This window comes from Methylobacterium mesophilicum (assembly GCF_022179445.1).
GTDB classification, from domain to species: Bacteria; Pseudomonadota; Alphaproteobacteria; order Rhizobiales; family Beijerinckiaceae; genus Methylobacterium; species Methylobacterium mesophilicum.
In genome coordinates this window covers 18,671-32,048 of the sequence record NZ_BPQU01000015.1, presented here as the reverse complement: position 1 = coordinate 32,048, position 13,378 = coordinate 18,671, and the positions used below count along the sequence as shown (strand labels likewise).

Annotated in this window: 14 protein-coding genes; 7 read left to right on the top strand and 7 right to left on the bottom strand. The window is 70.1% G+C overall.

Translation table 11 applies throughout. From position 1 onward, the window contains the following. Positions 1–85 precede the first annotated feature (85 nt). The 3 genes from MFF40_RS15970 to MFF40_RS15960 are packed head-to-tail and all read right to left on the bottom strand — an operon-like array spanning position 86 to position 2,166. Entirely contained in the window at positions 86–718 is a 633-nt protein-coding gene (locus MFF40_RS15970; protein WP_147853987.1) for a TPM domain-containing protein, read from the bottom strand. Beyond that, on the bottom strand, positions 708–1,511 hold the full coding sequence (locus MFF40_RS15965; RefSeq protein ID WP_147853988.1) for a TPM domain-containing protein: 804 nt from the start codon (positions 1,509–1,511) through the stop codon (positions 708–710). The genes MFF40_RS15970 and MFF40_RS15965 overlap by 11 nt, the downstream gene beginning before the upstream one ends. 19 nt (positions 1,512–1,530) lie before the next feature. Continuing rightward, on the bottom strand, positions 1,531–2,166 hold the full coding sequence (locus tag MFF40_RS15960; RefSeq protein WP_147853989.1) for a LemA family protein: 636 nt from the start codon (positions 2,164–2,166) through the stop codon (positions 1,531–1,533). A 195-nt stretch (positions 2,167–2,361) separates the two neighbouring features. On the opposite strand from MFF40_RS15960, the gene MFF40_RS15955 reads away from it, so the two are divergent. From MFF40_RS15955 to MFF40_RS15935, 5 genes are all read left to right on the top strand, one after another. Then, complete coding sequence (locus tag MFF40_RS15955) at positions 2,362–2,772, top strand: hypothetical protein (RefSeq protein WP_147854001.1); 411 nt, start codon at positions 2,362–2,364, stop codon at positions 2,770–2,772. 32 nt (positions 2,773–2,804) lie between these two features. Beyond that, positions 2,805–3,695 carry a LysR family transcriptional regulator gene (locus MFF40_RS15950; RefSeq protein ID WP_238261313.1) on the top strand — a complete coding sequence of 297 codons (891 nt, stop codon included), beginning with the start codon at positions 2,805–2,807 and terminating at the stop codon, positions 3,693–3,695. Positions 3,696–3,800: 105 nt separating this feature from the next. After that, entirely contained in the window at positions 3,801–4,994 is a 1,194-nt protein-coding gene (locus tag MFF40_RS15945) for a CaiB/BaiF CoA transferase family protein (RefSeq protein ID WP_147853991.1), read from the top strand. Then, positions 4,991–5,914 carry a hydroxymethylglutaryl-CoA lyase gene (locus tag MFF40_RS15940; RefSeq protein WP_238261311.1) on the top strand — a complete coding sequence of 308 codons (924 nt, stop codon included), beginning with the start codon at positions 4,991–4,993 and terminating at the stop codon, positions 5,912–5,914. Before MFF40_RS15945 ends, MFF40_RS15940 begins: the two co-directional genes overlap by 4 nt. A 176-nt stretch (positions 5,915–6,090) precedes the next feature. Then, positions 6,091–7,413: an MFS transporter gene (locus tag MFF40_RS15935; protein WP_147853993.1), complete on the top strand. Its 1,323-nt coding sequence runs from the start codon at positions 6,091–6,093 to the stop codon at positions 7,411–7,413. Between the two features lie 16 nt (positions 7,414–7,429). Here MFF40_RS15935 and MFF40_RS15930 read toward each other — a convergent pair whose 3' ends face one another. The 3 genes from MFF40_RS15930 to MFF40_RS15920 all read right to left on the bottom strand — a co-directional run bounded on the left by MFF40_RS15930 (position 7,430) and on the right by MFF40_RS15920 (position 10,686). Next, positions 7,430–8,389 carry a helix-turn-helix domain-containing protein gene (locus tag MFF40_RS15930; RefSeq protein WP_147853994.1) on the bottom strand — a complete coding sequence of 320 codons (960 nt, stop codon included), beginning with the start codon at positions 8,387–8,389 and terminating at the stop codon, positions 7,430–7,432. 310 nt (positions 8,390–8,699) lie between these two features. Beyond that, positions 8,700–9,689 (bottom strand): helix-turn-helix domain-containing protein, encoded by a 990-nt coding sequence (locus MFF40_RS15925; RefSeq protein ID WP_147853995.1) that lies wholly within the window; start codon positions 9,687–9,689, stop codon positions 8,700–8,702. Between the two features lie 37 nt (positions 9,690–9,726). Beyond that, entirely contained in the window at positions 9,727–10,686 is a 960-nt protein-coding gene (locus tag MFF40_RS15920) for a helix-turn-helix domain-containing protein (protein WP_147897521.1), read from the bottom strand. A 252-nt stretch (positions 10,687–10,938) separates the two neighbouring features. Here MFF40_RS15920 and MFF40_RS15915 point away from each other — a divergent pair, with 252 nt between their 5' ends. Further along, positions 10,939–11,352, top strand: a complete 414-nt coding sequence (locus MFF40_RS15915) for a Ros/MucR family transcriptional regulator (protein ID WP_147853997.1) — start codon at positions 10,939–10,941, stop codon at positions 11,350–11,352. A 15-nt stretch (positions 11,353–11,367) separates the two neighbouring features. Then, positions 11,368–11,595: a hypothetical protein gene (locus tag MFF40_RS15910; protein WP_238261308.1), complete on the top strand. Its 228-nt coding sequence runs from the start codon at positions 11,368–11,370 to the stop codon at positions 11,593–11,595. Between the two features lie 120 nt (positions 11,596–11,715). On the opposite strand, the gene MFF40_RS15905 is transcribed toward MFF40_RS15910, so the two are convergent. After that, entirely contained in the window at positions 11,716–13,344 is a 1,629-nt protein-coding gene (locus tag MFF40_RS15905; protein WP_238261306.1) for an inorganic phosphate transporter, read from the bottom strand. Positions 13,345–13,378: the final 34 nt, after the last annotated feature.

Here is a 13,378-nt window from a genome sequence, read left to right as displayed (position 1 = left end):
CTTCATACGCCAGGCACGATGCGCCAGGTCTTTGCTTCGCATCGTCCCTTTCCGAAAGCCGGCGCCCGCCTTCCGGAATGACGCTTCAATCCGCGACGATCACCCGGTTCGGCAATTCGTCCGGATCGTGGGGCCCGGCCGGGAGGTGCTGCGCCAGGCAGGCGCCGATGCGCTCCACCGCCACGGTCAGGCCGCCCTCGATCTCGCCGCGCGCCAGCGCCCCGCCGAGTTCGGCCAGGATGCCGTCCCAGGCTTGCGCCGGGATTCGCCCGAGCACGCCGAGATCCGTGACGATCTCGGCGTGGCGCTCGGCCAGGGACAGGTAGAGCAGCACGCCGGTGCGGGACCGGGTCCGGCTCAGGCCCCTGGACCAGAACGCCCGCTGCCCGGCCTCCCGGGCCCGGGCGCTGCGCAGGCTGCGCGGCACCAGGGCGAGGCTCAGCCGCTCGATCTGGCTCAGGCCCAGGATCGCGGCGACCAGGGCCGCCTGCGCGAGCAGGATCGTGACCGCACTCCAGCCGGTCAGCGCGATCAGCGGCCAGGGCAGGATCAGCCCGGCGATCAGGGCGGCGTGCAGCACCACGGAGCGGTAGGCGCCCGCGCGGCGGCCGACCATCACGACGATCTCGCCGGACGTGCCGGATTCGGCCCGGGATACCGCCTGGGCGAGGCGTTCGCGCGCCTCCGGGGGGAGAACGTCCGCGATCCTACCAGTCACCCGAGGCTCCCCCGCCGCCGGAGGAGCCGCCCCCGCCGGAAAATCCGCCGCCGAAGCCGCCGGACGAACCGCCATCCGAGTAGCCGCCGCTCCATCCGCCCGAGCCTGGGCCGGGCAGGAACACGATGCCGCCGCCCCGCCCGGCCCGTCCGCCCCGGTTCATGCGCCAGGCCACGAACAGGACGATCAGGAACAGGGCGATGAAGATCGCGACCTGCCCGGGATCGACCTCGTCGCTGCGGACCTGCGGCTTGCGTTGCCACTCCTGCGCATCCCCCGACAGGATCCCCAGGATCCCGTCGACGCCGGCATCGATCCCGCCGTAATAGTCGCCGGTCTTGAAGCGCGGCGTGATCGCGCTGGCGATGATCACCCGGGACAGCGCGTCCGTCAGCGCGCCCTCGAGCCCGTACCCGACCTCGATCCGAACCTTGCGCTCGCTCGGCGCCACCAGCAGCAGGGCGCCGTTGTTGGTCTTGGCCTGCCCGAGCTTCCAGTCCCGGAACAGGCGGTTGGCGTAATCCTCGACGGTCGTGCCCTGCAGGTTGGGCACGGTCGCCACCACGACCTGGTCCGAGGTCTTGTCCTCGTGCGCCTTCAGCTTGGCCTCGAGCGTCCCGCGCTGGTCCGGCGTGAGGATGCCGGCCGCGTCGACCACGCGGCCGGTCAGCGGCGGGAAGGTCAGGTCGGCTGCCAGCGCGCCGACCGCGTAGACGGCCAGGCACCCGAACAGCACGACCAGCGCGAGGAGGAGCCGCACCACCGTGGTGAGGCTCAAGCCCATGAGCCGCATCGATCTATCCGCGCCGTCTCTAGAACTTCACGTTCGGCGGACGGTCGGAGTTGGGCGTCGCCGAGAACGTCTCCATCGGCTTGGACTCCGGATACATGATCGCTGCGATCCAGCGGCCCGGGATGGTGCGCAGCTCGGTGTTGTAGGCCTGGACCGCGCCGATATAGTCGCGCCGCGCCACGGCGATGCGGTTCTCTGTGCCTTCGAGCTGCGATTGCAGGGCCAGGAAGTTCTGGTTCGACTTCAGGTCGGGGTACTTTTCCACCGTGACCAGCAGGCGCCCGAGGGCCCCCGACAGCTGGTTCTGCGCGTCCTGGAATTCCTTGAACTTCTGCGGGTCGCTCACCGTCGAGGCGTCGACCTTCACGCTCGACGCCTTGGCGCGGGCCTCGGTCACGCCGATCAGCACGTCCTTCTCCTGCTGGGCGTAGCCCTTCACGGTCTCGACCAGGTTGGGGATCAGGTCGGCCCGGCGCTGGTACTGATTCTGCACCTCGCTCCAGGACGACTTCGCCTGCTCCTCCAGGGTCGGCACGCGGTTGATCGCGCCGCAGCCCGAGAGGCCGGTGGCGACCAGCAGGACCGTGAGCGCGCTCAGCAGGCGCGCCGCCGCGGAGGAGGGGCGCAGGGCGCCGGCATTCAGCATCGAAACCATTCCGGGGAACTCCCTTCCGGGCGAGGCCCGGTACACCGATCACAGTTCCGAGAGATAAGGCCGCGCCTTGTCAAGGTAAGGGCCCCGCCGGATTCACGCTTGAGGGCAGGCGGTGCGACCCGGTAAGGGCCTCGGCAACGGCCGGGACCGGCGCGCGTTCGAGACAGCATGGGCGAGACCGCACGGGGACCCGGGATGGATGCAGAACTCGCCGACCACGTCAGGGCCGCGGCGGCGGCGGCAAGGCGCCACGCGCTGGCCTTCCGGGCGCCTGTGGACAAGGACGCGCTGCCCTGGTCGGTGATCGAGGCGTTCGACGCCCGGGTCCGCGGCCATGTCGAGCGCGACCGGCGGATCGAGGAGGAGCGCGACCGGGTGCTGATCGCCGCCGTGAACCTCGCCGAGACCCCGGGCGAGGAAGGCGAGGGCGCGGTCGCGGCCGCCCGCGCCGACCTCGTGGACGCCATCGACTACCTGGAGCAGGCTGTCCTGCGCTTCGGCGTGGTCAACCGGCAGGGCGCGAAGCTCGGTCACGGCGCGTACGGCCAGCCGGTCGGCGCGCGGGACTGGCGCGGCCCCCCGGGGGCCGCCAAGACGAGGCCGTAGGCATTCGCGAGACGCGTCCGACCGCGGCGACCGTGAGCCGCCTCGACCTGAAGACGCTGCGCCTGTTCGCGGCGATCTGCGAGGCCGGGACGCTCAACGGCGCGGCAAGGCGGGCGGCGATCGCCCCCTCGGCGGTGAGCAAGCGCCTGGCCGAGCTGGAGCGCGCGCTGGGCTGCGCGCTCCTCACCCGCGAGCCCCGGGGGATGCGCCCGACGCCGGCCGGCGAGACGCTGCTGCACCATACCCGTCGGATGCTGGCGAGCGCCGAGCAGATGGCGCTCGAACTCGCCGAGCACGCGCACGGCGTGCGCGGCTTCGTCCGGATGCTCGCCAACCTGTCGGCGATCGTGCAGTTCCTGCCCGAGGACCTCCAGGCCTTCCTGGCCGCGCAGGAGCAGATCCGCGTCGACCTGGCGGAACGGCCGAGCGGCGGCGTGGTGCTGGGCGTCGAGGAGGGCGCGGCCGATCTCGGGATCTGCGCCGGCGGCACCGATACCCGCTCGCTCACCGCCTACCCGTATCGCGGCGACCGCCTGGTCCTGGTGATGCCGGCCGACCATCCGCTGAGCGGGCACGCCGCAATCGCCCTCGCCGACACCCTCGAATACGACCATGTCGGCCTGCACGTGGAGAGCTCGATCTACGCCGCCCTGCGGGACGAGGCCCGGCGCCTCGGGCGGCCCCTGCGCCTGCGGATCCACGTGCCGAGCTTCGACGGGATCTGCCGGATGGCGCAGGCCGGGATGGGCCTCGGCACGATCCCCGAGGGGGTCTTCGCCCTGCTCGGGCCGCAGCTGAACCTCGCCGCGGTGCCGTTGACCGACCCCTGGGCGACGCGGACGCTCACCCTGGTGGTCCGCCCCGGCGCGCTGCCCCCTGCCGCCGCCCTGTTGCTGGATCACCTGCGCACGGCCGGGGGATAGGAGGGGCTTCCGTTCGCGCGCGGAGAACGCAGCCTCGCGCATAGCGTTTGGACATCGCCCGGAAGCCGGTCGTATCCTCCGGGCAAAGACAGGGAGAGAACGACGGTGTCAGGTCCGCTCAGCGGGATCCGTGTGCTGGAACTCGGCCAGCTCATCGCCGCGCCCTTCGCCACCAAGCTCCTGGCCGAGTTCGGTGCCGAGGTGATCAAGGTGGAGGCGCCCGAGGGCGGCGACCCCTTGCGCACCTGGCGCAAGATGCACGGCGACACCTCGCTGTGGTGGTATCTCCAGTCGCGCAACAAGAAGTCGATCGCGGTCAACCTCAAGACGCCGGAGGGGCTCGACATCGTCAAGCGCCTCGCCGCGAGCGCCGACGTTGTGGTCGAGAACTTTAGGCCCGGCGGCCTGGAGAAGCTGGGTCTCGGCTGGGACGTGCTCTCGGCCCTCAACCCGTCGCTCACGATGGTGCGCATCTCCGGCTACGGCCAGACCGGGCCGTATCGCGACCGGCCGGGCTTCGGCGCCATCGGCGAGGCCATGGGCGGGCTGCGCTACACCACGGGCTCCCCCGACAGCCCCCCGGCCCGGGTCGGCGTCAGCATCGGCGACACCCTGGCCTCGCTCCACGGCGTGATCGGCGCGCTGATGTCGATCCTCAACGTCAAGGTCAACGGCGGCGCCGGGCAGGTGGTGGACGTCTCACTGGTCGAGAGCGTCTTCAACGTCATGGAGAGCCTGGTCCCCGAATACGATCTGCTCGGCGAGATCCGGACCCGCACCGGCGGCGCGCTGCCCGGCATCACCCCGTCCAACACCTACCCGACCCAGGATGGCGGCTACGTCGTGATCGCCGGCAACAGCGACCCGATCTTCCGCCGACTGATGACGGCCATCGGCCGCCCCGACCTCGCCGAGGACCCGCGGATGCGCTCGAACGAGGGCCGCTCGCAGCACGCCGCCATGCTCGACGGCGTGATCGGCGACTGGTCGAAGGCCAGGAGCGTCGCGGACGCGCTGGCTGCCCTCGACGCCGCGGACGTGCCGGCGGGCCGGATCTACTCGGTGGCCGACATCGTCGCCGACCCGCACTACCAGGCCCGCGACATGATCCTCCAGGCCGAGTTGCCCGGCGGCACGCAGGTCAAGATGCCCGGCATCGTGCCGAAATTGTCCGGCACCCCCGGGGCGGTGCGCTGGCAGGGGCCGGCGCTCGGCGCCCACACCGACGCGGTCCTGGCCGATCTCGGCCTCGACGCGACCGCGATCCAGACGCTGCGCGACGCGGGAGCCGTGAAATGAGCGACGCCACGATGCTGGTCCAGGAGGTCGCCCCCCGCGACGGCCTTCAGATCGAGTCCGCCTGGGTCGAGACCGCGGAAAAAATCGCCCTGGTGGACGCGCTCTCGGATGCGGGCTTCTCCCGCATCGAGGTCTCGTCCTTCGTCTCGCCCAAGGCGGTGCCGGCGCTCCGGGACGCCGCCGAGGTCTTTTCCGGGATCCGCCGCCGTCCCGGAACGGTCTACGTGGCCCTCGTCCCGAACCCCAAGGGCGCCGAGCGGGCGCTGGCGGCCGGGGTCGGCGAGATCAACCTCGTCGCCTCGGTGAGCGAGACCCACAACCGCGCCAACATGGGCATGAGCCCGGACGACTCAATCGCAGGGTTTTCCAAGATCATGGAGACCGTGAAGGGCTCGGCCGTCCTGACCAACGCCTCCGTCGCCACGGCCTTCGGCTGCCCGTTCGAGGGCGACCAGCCGGTCGACAAGGTCGTCGCGCAGGTGGAGCGCTATCGCGCGCTCGGCATCACCGGCGTGACGCTCGCCGACACCACCGGCATGGCCAACCCGCGCCAGGTCGAGCGCCTCGTCGCCCGCGTCCTGCAGATCGTCCCGGCCGAGCACCTGACGCTGCATTTCCACAACACCCGCGGGGTCGGCCTCGCCAACGTGCTGGCGGCCTGGCAGGCGGGGGCGCGCCGCTTCGATGCGGCGCTCGGCGGCCTGGGCGGCTGCCCGTTCGCCCCGGGCGCCACCGGCAACATCTGCACCGAGGATCTGGTCAGCATGACCCACGAGATGGGGATCCCGACCGGCCTCGACCTGCCGGCCCTGATCGCCCTGTCCCGGGACCTGCCCCGGCTGGTCGGCCACCCGGTGCCCGGCCAGGTCGCCCAGGCGGGCCGGCCCTGCGACCTGCACCCGGTCCCCCGGGCCGCCTGAGCGAAGGGCGGCCTTAGCCCGATGCATCGGGGGCTCCGCCCCCGAACCCCGCCAAAGGGCTGAGCCCTTTGGAAACCCGTGACTTGAGACACCGTGCGAGGAAGCCGCCCATCTGAAGGCGGTCCCGCGCAGCTGCCCCCGTCTTCGACGGGCGGACCGATCGAGGGAGGAACACGATGGCCATCGCGGTGACCGGCGCCCCCGCGCGCCCAGAGGACGTGACCGAGGCCGGCATCGTCCGGAAGGTGGCGTGGCGGCTGATGCCGCTGATCATGGTCTGCTACCTGTTCGCGTTCTTCGACCGGATCAACATCAGCTTCGCCAAGTTCCAGCTGCAGAGCGACCTCGGCTTCAGCAACGTCGCCTACGGTCTCGGCGCCAGCATGTTCGTGGTCGGCTACGTCATCTTCGAGGTGCCGTCGAACCTGTTCCTCTACCGGGTCGGCGCGCGGCGCTGGATCGCCCGGATCATGATCTCCTGGGGGATCGCCACCGCGCTGATGATCTTCATCCGCACGGAATGGCACTTCTACACCCTGCGCTTCATCATCGGCGCCATGGAGGCCGGCTTCGCGCCCGGCATCCTGTACTACCTGACCCTGTGGTTCCCGGCCTCGCATCGCGGCCGGATCACCTCGTTCCTGTTCGTGGCCTCGGCGTTCTCGGGCATCCTCGGGGCGCCGGTGGCCGGCCTGATCCTCGGGGGCCTCAACGGCGTCGCCGGGCTCGCCGGCTGGCAATGGCTGTTCCTGGCCGGCGGCTTGCCCTGCCTGCTGCTCGGCGCCCTGGTGCTGATGCGCCTCGACGACCGGATCTCCGATGCGCGCTGGCTGTCGCAGCCGGAGAAGGACCTGCTGTCCGCCCGGATCGCCCACCACAACCGCGAGATCGGCGACCATTCGCTCCTCGGCGCGCTGCGCCAGCCGGGCTTCCTGATGATCGGGCTGGTCTACTTCCTCCTCCAGATCGGCTCCTACGGGCTGAACTTCTGGGGGCCGGACCTGATCAAGACCGCCAGCGGCAGCAGCGCCGCCTATGTCGGCCTCCTCACGGCGGTCCCGTACATCTGCGGCGCGATCAGCATGGTGGTGGTCGGGCGCCTGTCCGACGCCTCGGGCGAGCGGCCGAAGTTCGTCGCCGCGCTGGCGATCGCCGCCGCCATCGGGTTCTTCACCGCCGGCCTGTTCGACCGGCAGATCGTGCCGCTGATGATCGCGCTGGCGCTGCTGGGATCCGGCATCGTCGCCTCGATCCCGACCTTCTGGACCCTGCCGGCAAAGCTCGTCACCGGCGTCGGCGCGGCCGGGGGCATCGCGCTGATCAACACGCTCGGCCAGTTCGGCGGCATCGTCAGCCCGGTGATGGTCGGCTGGGTCAAGGACCTGACCGGATCGACCACGCCGGCCCTCTACGTCATCGGGTCGCTCTGCCTGGTGGCGGCCGGCCTCCTGCTGTTCGCCATGCCGGCGAGCCTGCGCCGGAGCGACCGCGGCCCTTGAACGGCTTGCCGAACCGCTACTGCGGACTGAGCCCGACGGCGTAGCGGAAATCGCTGGGCGTCAGGCCGAAGCGGTTCTTGAAGCGGCGCGTGAAGTAGACCCGGCTGGTGAAGCCGCAGCCGGCGGCCAGGGTCGCGATCGTCAGGTTGGTGAAGGCCGGGTCGATCAGGCGGTCGGCGGCGACCTCGAGCCGGCGTTGCCAGATCCAGTCGGAGACGTCCTGGCCCCGCTCGTGGAACAGCTGCTGCAGCCGGCGCGGCGACACGCCGACCGCGGCCGCCAGCTGAGACGGATCGAGGCTCGGATCGCCGAGGTTCGCCTCGACATGCGCCTTGGCCCGCTGGACCAGCACGTTGCCGCCGAGCGGCTGCGGCAGGTCCTGCGCCATCCGCTCGGCGATGCTGGCGACGATCAGGTCCACGCCGATCGACCCCATGCGGGCGGCCGCGACCGGGTCGAGCTGGTGATGCATGCGGCTCAACTCCGCGAAGTAGCCCATCGCCAGGGTCGCGGTGGCCAGGTCCGCGCCCACCGTCCGGGCCGCGTAGCGGTGGGCCGGCCCGAGCACGCCCTCCAGCCGTTCGCGCGGAATCTTCAGGTACAAGGATCGATTGCCCGGGCTCGTCGTCATCACCGTCGGCTGATGCTCGATCACCACCAGGTCGCCCGGCCGCTGCGTCGAGACCCGATCCCGCTGCGCGATCGTCGTGGTGCCGGCGAGGGTGAGGCCCACGCTGATCCAGCCGTCGTCACCCAGACGGCGGATCTTGGCAGGTGTCGCCTCGCTGCGCAGCGGGCCCTCCGAGACCCGGGTCATGGTGAGCGGACCGAGCGTGGCGATCTCCAGCCTGGCCTCGAAGGGCGCGGCGTCGAGCTGCTCCTGTTCGAGGGGCAGGCGCTGCTCTTCCAGCGTCTCCAGCCATCGTTTGAATCGAACATCGATAGGAATATTATCTGTCGAAAACAATAATTTCATAAGTATATTTCCGTTTTCGGCGATGGCAGACGCCGGACAACGGCGCGACAGACCTCTGAAATATTTGGGCTGAACCTCGATCTGTTGCTGAAAACTGTGCTATAAAATTCAGTACTTGCCGGATTATCAAAGTCGTGAAGACGGTGTTTTGTCCTTGTATACAAAAAATTTCATCGTGTATGCAAGCGGAGTACCACGAGGCGAATGCGATCTTGTGTCCCGCGGGCGGGGCGATCCCCGACTGCCCTCACTCTGCCCGGAACAGGGACCGGACCGCGTGCGGCGGCGGCGATGAGACCGCCGGGGAATCCTATCGCCGCCGCGTCGGATCGTCGGGCCGCTCCGCCGTGTCCAGGAGGGCCGCGACCCGGTACTCCCGCGGAGACAGGCCGTGGCGCTCCTTGAACCGGCGGGCGAAATGGGCCTGGCTGGCGAAGCCGCAGCCGAAGGCCACGGCGCCGATCTGCAGATGCGCGCAGCTCGGGTCGGCCAGGCGCTTGGCGGCCGCCACGAGGCGGCGCTGCCAGATCCAGTCGGAGATGTGCTGGCCGCGCTCGTGGAACAACTCCTGCAGCCGGCGCAGCGACACGCCCACCGCCGCCGCGAGTTGGGGCGGGTCGAGGGTCGGGTCGCCGAGGTTGGCTTCGACGAAGGCCTTGGCGCGCTGGACCACGACGGTCCCGTGCAGCGGCTGCGGCACCTCCTGGGCCATCCGCTCGGCGATGCAGGCCACGATCAGGTCGAGCCCGATCGTCGACATCCGCTCGGCCGAGTCCGGATCGAGCCGGTGGCGCACCTGGATCAGCTCGCGGAAGAAGGTCGATGCCAGGCTGGTCGAGGCCATCTCCGCCCCCATCGACAGCGCGGTGTAGAGGCGGGTCGATCCGAGCATGCTCTCGAGGCGTTCGCGCGGCAATTCGAGGAACACGGCTTGGCTGCCCGGGCTCGTCGTCACCACGGACGGCCGGTGATCGAGCACCACGATGTCGCCCGGCTTCTGGACCGAGTCCCGGCCGTCCTGAAGGCAGGTCGACCTGCCGGAGAGCTTGAACAGCACGACGGCCATGCCGGCCCGGTCGTGATGGCGCGCGGCATTGGGGGTCGTCTCGTTGCGCAGGGCGCCCTGCGTGACCCGGGTCATCCGCAGGGTGCCGACGTTGGCGAACTCCATCTTGCCGGCGAACGGGCTGTCGTCGAGGCGCTCGATCTCGATCGGCACCAGCCGCTCGAACAGCGTCTCCCGCCAGATCTTGAAGCTGCTCTTCGGGTGAAGGTTGTCGGTCGAGAATACGGGCTGCACGGGTGCTGTCCCTGGCGATGCCGGGCGATGTGGTGGTTTACGGGATGCTCAAGAGGGTCGCGTGGCGGTACTCCCGGGGGGCCATGCCGTAGCGTTCCTTGAAGCGGCGGGAGAAGTGGGCCTGGCTGGCGAAGCCGCAGCCGAAGGCCAGGGTTCCGATCGGCAGGTGGGCGCAGCCCGGGTCGGCCAGGCGCTTGGCCGCAGCCTCCAGCCGACGCTGCCAGATCCAGTCGGAGATGTGTTGGCCGCGCTCGTGGAACAGTTCCTGGAGCCGGCGCAGGGACACGCCCATCGCCGCCGCGAGCTGGGGCGGGTCGAGGGTCGGGTCGCCCAGATGGGCCTCGACATGGGCCTTGGCCCGCTGGACCACGACGGTCCCGTGTAGGGGCCGGGACACCTCCAGCGTCAGGCGCTCGGCGATGCTGGCGACGATCAGGTCCACGCCGACCGACGCCATGCGGGCGGCCGAGTCGGGGGCGAGCCGGTCGCGCAACCGGACAAGCTCGTGGAAGAACTTGACCGTCAGCCCCGTCGAGACGACGTCGGCACCCATCGTCAGGGATGTGTAGAGCCGGGTGGACCCGAGCACGCTCTCCAGGCGCTCCCGGGGCAGCTCCAGGAACATGGACTGGCTGTCCGTGCCCGACTCGTGCGCGGCCGGACGATGATCGATCACCACGAACTCGCCGGGGCGCTGCACCGAACTGCGGTCATCCTGGCTGCGCATCGACGTGCCGGCGAGCTTGAAGATCACCACGACGGTGCCGTCCTTGCCGTTGCGCCGGATCAGCCCGCGCGTCGCCTCGCTGCGCATGGCGCCGTGCGCGACGCGGGTCAGCACCAGCGGGCCGACGCTCGCGGCTTCCAGCTTGGCCCGGAAGGGGCGGTCGTCGAGGCGCGTCTGCTCGAGGGGGACACCCCGCCCGACGAGCGACTCCCGCCAGCGCCGAAAGCTGTGCAGGGGGTTAAGACCCTCTGTCGAAAACAATGCTTCCATAAGTAAATTTTTCGACCGAACGGCATTTCGCGCGGCCGGAACAAGGGATCCGCGTCACCAGACAAGCGCCGCCCGACACATATTGTATATTATTTTCAGCCTCAAGGGATGCATTTGAGCAACCTGAGGTGAACTTGGCAACTCACCGCCGGTGGGACGCCTCGCGGCTGTCGATCACTGGGGCGGACCTTCGGGCCGTCGGTCGGCGGACGTGGGGTATTGATGACGTGAGATTGAACAGCAGCGCCTCACATGATCAACGAACCCGAACCCCGCTCATCCTTCCTGCTCGAGAAAGTCGGCGCGATCGTTGCGGCCTACGTGTCGCGAAACCCTGTGGGGGCAGGGGATTTGCCGGTGCTGATCGATCAGGTCCATGCCGCGATCGCGGTGCTCCAGCGCAAGCCCGCCGGCTCCGCCACGTCCTGGACCGGCCCGGCCGCCGCCGAGGTCGAGGCCTCGATCGGCGAGGACGGCCTGATCAGCTTCATCGACGGCCGCTCGTACAAGACGCTGAAGCGCCACCTCACCGCCAACGGTCTCACCCCGGAGCGCTACCGCGCCAAGTTCGGCCTGCCGGCCGACTACCCGATGGTGGCCCCCGGCTACGCCAAGCGGCGCTCGGAGATCGCCCGGGCGATCCAGCTCGGTAACCAGGCGGCCTGAGCGATGGCCTGCGCCATGACCCATCCGGTTCACGGGCAGCCCGAGACGGATCGCTCCGGGGAGATCCTGGAGCGGATCGCCGGAACGCTCCGCATGCCGGTCGCCGCCTTCCTGCCGGACGAGCCCGAGCCGCGCGAGGCCGTGGCTCAGGCGGCGGATCTCGTGACGGCCTTCATGGCGATCGAGACCGTCGCCGCGCGCCGCACCTGCCTCGCCTTCGTGCGAGCCATGGCGCGCCCGTGAGGTCTCGGGAAACCGGGGCCGGAACAGATGGGGCCGTTTCCGCGGGGTGCGGAAACGGCCCTGTCCGTCGTCATGCTTGTCCGTCGATTGCGGGGCTCGACCCCGCCGATACCCGCGGCGTCAGAACACGTGGCGCAGCAGGAAGAACAAGGTCGCGGCCAGCGTGATGGCGGCCGGCAGGGTCAGGATCCAGGCGAGCGCCATGTTGCGCACCGTGGCCATCTGCAGGCCCGAGCCGTTGGCCGCCATCGTCCCGGCGACGCCCGAGGACAGGATGTGCGTGGTCGAGACCGGCAGGCCGTAGAGTTCGGCGAGCCCGATCGTCCCCGCGGCGACCATCTCGGCCGAGGCGCCCTGGGCGTAGGTGAGGTGGGTCTTGCCGATCTTCTCGCCCACCGTGACGACGATGCGCTTCCAGCCGACCATGGTGCCGAGGCCGAGCGCCAGGGCGACGCAGACCTTCACCCAGCCCGGGATGTAGCGGGTGCCGTTGTTGAGCAGCCCGGTGTAGCTCTTCAGGGTCGTCGTCTCGGCCTCGGAGAGACCCGCGCCGGCGTTGGGCAGCAGCCGCACCGCGTCGGCGGTGAGGTACATGGCGCTGCGCAGGTTCTCGGTCTGGGCGGCCGGGACGGTGCGGATCGCGCCGTAGTTCTTCACGCTGGTGGCGATGTCGGTGGCGAGCGCGGAGAGCGCGGCGTAGACCGGCGGCTGGTTCAGGTCCTTGGACTTGAGGGCGTCCGTCACCGTCCGGCGCGCCTGTGCCGCCTCCGGCTGGGGAGCGCCGGCGGCCCGGGCGGAGAACACCTGGCTCGCCGCCGCCGAACTCTGGATGAAGGCCGGGGTCGTGTCGTCCGACATGGTGCGGTTCAGCGCGTAGGCGGTGGGTGCCGCGCCGATCAGGATCAGCATGATCAGGCCCATGCCCTTCTGGCCGTCGTTGCCGCCGTGGAAGAACGACACCAGCGTGCAGGTCAGGATCAGGAGGCCGCGGATCCACACCGGCGGCGGCGTCTCGCCCTTGGGAGCCTCGTAGAGGTCCTTGCGGCGCACCGCGAATTTCAGGGCCAGCAGCAGCAGCGCCGCGAGGGCGAAGCCGCACAGGGGCGAGAACAGCAGCGCCTTGAACACGTTGAAGGCCTGGTTCCAGTCGACGCCGGCGGTGCCGTCGCCGCCGCCCATCAGCTGGTTGGCGAGGCCGACGCCCAGCACCGAGCCGATCAGCGCGTGCGACGAGGAGTTCGGCAGGCCGAAAGCCCAGGTCCCGAGGTTCCAGATGATGGCGGCGAGCAGCAGCGCGAAGATCATCGCGTAGCCGGCCCCCGAGCCGACATGCAGGATCAGCTCCACCGGCAGCAGGGTGACGATGGCGTAGGCCACCGCGCCGGAGGACAGCATCACCCCCAGGAAGTTGAAGAAGCCCGACCAGACCACCGCCACCAGCGGCGGCATCGAGTGGGTGTAGATCACGGTGGCCACCGCGTTGGCGGTGTCGTGGAACCCGTTCACGAACTCGAAGGCGAGGGCGATCAGCAGCGCGAGCCCGAGCAGCGCGAAGGCCCCGTAGGCCAGCGGCGCCTCGCCGACGGCGTTCATGTCGGCGATGAGGCTCACCACCGCGTAGCCGAGCCCAGCCACCAGGACCGCCAGGAAGGCGACGACGCCCCCCAGATGGATCCCGTGCTCGAGGCGCGGACCGCCCGCGGGCCTGCTCCCCACCCCGTGTTGCGGAATGACGGCGAAATCGGACATGGGCCCTCGCGTTGAATCGTCTTGGGAAGCGAGC